Genomic DNA, 4841 nt, shown 5'->3' with positions numbered 1-4841 from the left:
GTCCCGCAGCCGGTCGCACACCGTGCTGCCCCCGGACAGCAGCGGTCCGAGCAGGCCGGCGAAGAGCCCGTGCCCGTGGTGCATCGGCATCAGGTTCAGCGCACGGTCGGCGGGAGTCAGTTCCATGGTGCCGGCCACGCTGGTGCCCGCGGCCAACACGTTGCCGTTGGTCAGTTGGACGACCTTCGGCCGTGCCGAGGTGCCGGAGGTGAGCAGCAGCATCGCGAGATCACCCGGCAGTCGCGGTTCGTCGTCCGGTGTCCCGTCAACCATGTCGTGGTCGGCGACCAGCACCAGCACCCCGGCCTCGGCGAGCGCGGCGACGCGGTCGGCGGTGGCGCGGTCGGCGACGATCGCGGCCGGTTCGAGCATCCCCAGGTAGTCCCTCAGCTCGTGGTCGGTGAGGCCGGGGTCGAGCGGCACGGCGACCGCGGCACCCGTCGTCGCGGTGAGGATCGCGCCCATCCACCAGCCACCGGACATCACCAGCGCCACCCGGTCGTGGCGGTGTACGCCGGCGGCGCGCAGCCGGTGCTGCCAGCCGCCGCGGATCCGGCGGAGGTCGCCGTGGGTGGCGAGCACGCCGCCGGCGTCCGCGAACGCGGGCGCGTCGGTCCGGGTGGCGAGGACGTCCAACCGGTGGTGGATCGTCGTGCTCGTGGCCGTGGTCGTCCCGGCGATCGTCTCGGTCATCGCTGCCTCCGCTGGATCGGGGGTGGGGTCCTGGCGTCGCCCGGTGCGCCCGTCCTGGCGGTCACGAGCGCCGCGAGCTGCCGCAGCCGGGGGTGGGTGAAGACCTCCGCCAGGTCGACCCGCACGCCCAACTCGGCCTGGATCCGCGAGCACAGCTGGGTGGCCAGCAGTGAGTGGCCGCCGGCCCGGAAGAAGTGTTCGTCCGGGGCGACCTCGTCCAGGTCGAGCAACAGCCGCCAGATGCCGGCCAACGCCGGCAGCACCCGGGGGTCCGCCGCGGGTTCCGCGTCGGCCGGGACGACCTGGGGCACTGGCTCGGCGGTGGTGGCGCCGGCGTCGAGCACGGCGACCGGATCGGCGGCCAGCGCGGACAGCGGCGCGTGCGGTGTGGCCGCGGCGTTGGCGAGCAGCATGGTCCACGCCGTGGCGACGCGGGCCGCCATGTCGTGGTCGATCAGGTCGGTGGCGTGGGTCAGGTGGCCGGTCACCGAGCCGTCCCGGGCACGGCGCACCGAGATCACCAGGTCCAGCCGGGACGTGTCGACACCCACGTCGAACCGTTCGGCCCGCAGCCCGGGGAACTCCGGCGCCGCGCCTGACCCGCCGACCTCCTGGATGGCGATCTGCGCCAGCGGCGCACGCCCGGGCACCCGGTGCACCTCCAGCCGCTCCACCAGCCGTTCGAACGGCAGGTCCACATGCTGCTGGGTGTCCAGCAGGGTGTCCCGCGCCCGGGTGAGCAGTTCGACGAACGCCGGGTCACCCGCGCAGTCGGTGCGCAGCGGCAGGGTGTTGGCGAACATGCCGACCATGTCCTGCAGCTCCGCCCGGGTCCGGCCGGCGAAGCGGGTCGCGACCACCACGTCGTCCACCCCGGTCCAGCGGGCCAGCAACGCCTGGAAGCCGGCGAGCAGCACGGTGAACAGGGTGGCCGAGTTGGCGCGGCCGAGCTCGTCCAGCCGGGTCACCACGTCGGCCGGGATGGACAGGTCGAGGGTGCCCCCGGCGTGGCTCGGCCGCTTCGGCCGGCGGCGACCGGTCGGCAGGACCAGCTCGGGCGGCGCGCCGGCCAACCGCCGCCGCCAGTGCTCGACGTGCGAGTCCTCGGTGTCCCGCAGGCGTTCCCGTTGCCACCGCGCGTAGTCGCCGTACTGGACGGGCAGGTGCGGGCGAGCGGCGGGAACACCGCGCGTCGCCGCCGCGTACCCGTCGGACAGGTCACGCACCAGGATGTCCTTGGACCACGCGTCCATCGCGATGTGGTGCACGACCAGCGCGAGCACGTGGTCCTCCCACCCCAGCCGCAGCAGGCGGCACCGCAGCACCGGCGCCCTGCCGAGGTCGAACGGCACGCGCAGCTCGTCCTCGACGACCCGCCTCGCCTCGGCCGCCGATCCGACGTTCTCCACCGCGAGCCCCAGCCCGAGCACCTGCTCGACGACCTGGTGCGGAACGCCGTCGGTGGCCGGGAAGCGGGTCCGCAGCACCTCGTGCCGCTGCACCAGCCCGGTCAGTGCCTGCCACAACGCGTGCTCATCCAGCGGCCCGCGCAACCGGAACACGACGGGCACGTTGTAGAGCGAGCTGCCCGGCGCGAGCCGGTCCATCAGCCAGAGACCCTGTTGCTGCAGGGACAGCGGCACGGCGGACCGGTCGCGCGACGTCGGCACGGGGCCTGGCGTGGCGGGGCCGGCGTCGCTGAGGCGGTCGGCCAGGTTCGCCACGGTGCCGGCGTGGAACACGTCGGCCGCCGCCACGTCGATGCCCAGCGCGCTGCCCGCCAGCCCGGCGATGCGCATCGCGGCGAGCGAATGCCCACCCAGGGCGAAGAAGTCGTCCACCACGCCGACCCTCGGCACGCCGAGCACCTCCGCCCAGATGTCGGCGAGGACCTGTTCCGTCCTCGTGCGCGCGCCGACGTGGCCGGGGTCGCCGTCGTGCCGCGCGGGTCCCGGCGCCGGCAACGCGGCTCGGTCCACCTTCCCCGCCGGGGTCAACGGCAGCCGGTCGAGCACCACGAAGAAGGCCGGGATCTCATGCGCCGGCAGCACGTCCGCCAGCACGTCCCGCAGCCGGCGCGCAGACAGGTCGGCGTCACCCGTCACATAGGCCACGAGCACGGTGGCCGCGCCGTCGGTGCGCGCGACCACGACCGCGTCCCGCACCCCGGGCAGGGCCGACAGCGCTGCCTCCACCGCACCGCACTCGATCCGGAATCCCCTGATCTTGACCTGGAAGTCCGCCCTGCCGACGTAGTCGACCAGTCCGTCCGGCCGACGGCGGACCAGGTCCCCGCTGCGGTAGGCCCGGGATCCCGGTGGTCCCCACGGGTTGGCGACGAACCGCTCCGCGGTCAACGCGGGCCTGCCGACGTACCCCCTGGCCAGTCCGACGCCGGTGATCATCAGTTCACCGGTGACCAGGTCGGGCAGCTCCCTGCCGAGCGGATCGGCGACGACCACCTCGTGCCCGCTGATCGCCCGGCCGATCGGCGGCGGTCCCGACAGGTCCTCCGGCACGGGGAAGCACGTCACGTCGATCGTCGCCTCGGTCGGCCCGTACAGATTGTACAGGCGTGCCGCGGGGAAGGCCCTCCTCGCCTCACGCACGACGCGTTCCGGCAACGCCTCACCACTGCACACCAACAACCGCACGGTGTCGTGCACGAGACCGCCGGTGCGCAGGTGAGCGTCCAAAGCAGACGGTACGAAGTGGACGACCGTGCCACCGGAGTCGGCGATCGCCGCGGCCAGCAGCTTCGCGTCGCGTTCCGTTCCCGGCGCCGTCACCGCGAGGGTGGCGCCGAACACCAGTGGCCACAGCAGTTCCCACACGCCCACGTCGAAGCTGAACGCCGTCTTCTGCACCACGACGTCCTCGGGCGTGAGCCCGCATTCGCCGGCCATCCACACGAGGCGGTTGACCAGCCCGGCATGCTCCACGGCGACGCCCTTCGGCGACCCGGTCGAGCCGGACGTGTGGATCACGTAGGCGAGCTGACCCGGCAGCGCCCTGTGCGGCTCGTGCTGCGCGCTCTCGTCGGGGGCGACCGTGGTGACACCGCCCGGCCACCGGTCCTCGGTCTGGCCGATGACGACCGGGGCGCCGCTGTCGGCGAGCACGAACTCCAGCCGGGACCGCGGATGCGCGGGATCCATCGGCAGGTAAGCGCCACCCGCCTTGAGCACCGCGAGCACCGCGACGACGAGGTCGACACCACGCGGCAGGCACACGCCGACCACGACGTCGGGCCCGACGCCCAGCGCCCGCAACCGGCCGGCCAGCCCGTGCGCCCGCCGGTTCAGCTCCCGGTAGTCCACCGACGTGTCGGCCGTCCACAGCGCCCGCGCGGCCGGCCGCGCGCGCACGACCGCCTCGAACATGTCGACGACGGTGCCGGACGGCCGCGGCACCACGGGCGCGTGCGCCGGCCGGGCGCCGAGCGGCACGTCGGCCCAGGTGCGTTCGATGTCCCCGGCCGCCACCTCGGCGAGCAACGCGGCCGTCAGCGCGGCGACCCGTCGCACGGCGCCGTCGTCGACGACCGACGCGTCGTACACGAACTTCAGCACCACATCGTCGTCACCCGGTTTGACGATCAGCGTGAGCGGTGTGTCCGGTTGGGACACCGCGACGCGGACCCGACCGAGCACGCGGTCGACGCCGTCGCCGACCATGCCGCCGGCAGCGGCACGAGGCGCGTTCTCGAACACCACGGCGGTGTCGAACAGCCGCTCACCGGCCGACCGGCCGCTCCGTGCGATGAGCTCGCCCAGCGGCACCGGAACCTGCTCGCGTGCCTCGAACAACCGGTCCTGCAGTGCCGCGAGCTGCGCCGCGATCCGCTCCCCCGGCCGGCCGGTCACCCGCACGGGCACGGTGGTGATCATCGGCCCGACCATCCGGTCCACGTCCGGCACCTCGCCGGGCCGGACCGCCGCCGTGCTCCCGAAGACCACGTCGAACTGTCCGATGTGGACGCTCAGGGTGTGCGCCCAGCAGCCGTGCACGAGCGTGCTCAGTGTCAGGCCGTGCCGTCGGGCGGTGTGCCGCAGCGCTTCGGTCATCCCGGCCCCGATGCCGACGGCGTACTCGTGGTAAGGCGCGTTCGGCTCGGTGTACCCGCTCCCGCCGAGCAGGCACGGCCG

2 protein-coding genes are annotated in these 4841 nt (G+C 73.9%); both read right to left on the bottom strand.

The genetic code is table 11. From position 1 onward, the window contains the following. The coding region (locus ACJ73U_RS45460) for an AMP-binding protein (protein ID WP_407784020.1) at positions 1–693 on the bottom strand (693 nt) is incomplete at its 3' end. Beyond that, positions 690–4841, bottom strand: a 4152-nt coding sequence (locus ACJ73U_RS45455; RefSeq protein ID WP_407784019.1) for an amino acid adenylation domain-containing protein, incomplete at its 5' end; no start/stop codon positions are given. The genes ACJ73U_RS45460 and ACJ73U_RS45455, both read right to left, overlap by 4 nt.

The organism is Actinophytocola sp. (assembly GCF_045807065.1).
GTDB lineage: Bacteria > Actinomycetota > Actinomycetes > Mycobacteriales > Pseudonocardiaceae > Actinophytocola.
Note: the sequence above shows the minus strand (reverse complement) of the source record. Positions and strands in the feature narration are given on the sequence as shown.